This is a genomic window from Bradyrhizobium uaiense (assembly GCF_010811875.1).
Taxonomy (GTDB): Bacteria; Pseudomonadota; Alphaproteobacteria; order Rhizobiales; family Xanthobacteraceae; genus Bradyrhizobium; species Bradyrhizobium uaiense.
Genome location: NZ_VKHP01000752.1, coordinates 1 through 250, shown reverse-complemented (window position 1 = coordinate 250; position 250 = coordinate 1). Strand labels below are relative to the sequence as shown.

Annotated in this window: 1 pseudogene; it reads right to left on the bottom strand. The window is 61.6% G+C overall.

Annotated elements, in window-relative coordinates:
* Nucleotides 1–91: 91 nt before the first annotated feature.
* A pseudogene (locus FNJ47_RS52225) lies at nucleotides 92–250 on the bottom strand (GDP-mannose pyrophosphatase); the annotation flags it as partial.

Genomic DNA, 250 nt, shown 5'->3' with positions numbered 1-250 from the left:
CGCCGTGGGTGGCGCGCTGCCAAAATATCGAAAACAACCCCATGCAAAGTAGCCGGGTGCCACCGGCGCTTGACTTGACACGTCGGGCAACTCAGAGGTACATTTCCAATATTCCGAAATTGCGCAGCAGCATGATGGTCTTGGCGTCGACGATGCGGCCGTCGCCGATCATGGCGAGCCCCTCGTCGATCGAGAGCTCGAGCACCTCGATATCCTCGCCCTCGTCGGCGAGCCCGCCGCCTTCGCTGAC